Below are 563 nucleotides of genomic sequence, written 5' to 3'. Positions count from 1 at the left end.
CGATTTTTTCAGGTGGTTTACGCTATCATTTTTAGATGCCTATGAAATATAGAGTAATTTTTACATAAGTTATAAAGTGTTTTGAGAAGTATAAAATGAATATTAAGTTTTATACTTCTCATTGTTTGTGTGTTTAACTTAATATTATGGGGAATATTTTTTATTTTTAACTAACAGGGGGAGAAAGGCAAATTGGGAATAAAGTTATGGTTAATGTATTAAGCGGGTATAGATTTTTATTTATTACAACGGCTATTGTTTCTTTTTTGCCAATCGTGAGTGTTAATGCGAATCCTAATAATTTAGGAACTTCCTGTAATGTATCAGGGAGTTTTTTTACATATAGCGATAGTAAAAAACATACGATAAGTAATAAAAATTATACTCCTTCTGTCTCTTCTCTAGATGATTTTATTGCTGTCTTCTCTATAGAAAAAGAGGGAACTGTTTTAAATTTATTAGAGACAAATATTATCTTGCATAGGCCAAAGCAGTCATTTTTATATAGTGCATCTGTAAAAGATGATGGCAAGCTTGTTCTAACCAATTCAAATATTAAGGAT

At 28.6% G+C, this 563-nt stretch carries 1 pseudogene; it reads left to right on the top strand.

Annotated elements, in window-relative coordinates:
* Positions 1 to 206 precede the first annotated feature (206 nt).
* Positions 207 to 563, top strand: a pseudogene (locus ACFIO3_RS15380) (autotransporter outer membrane beta-barrel domain-containing protein); the annotation flags it as partial.

The sequence above is a fragment of the Bartonella sp. AD328YNZD genome (assembly GCF_042196425.1).
This window is presented reverse-complemented; position numbering and strand designations above follow the sequence as displayed.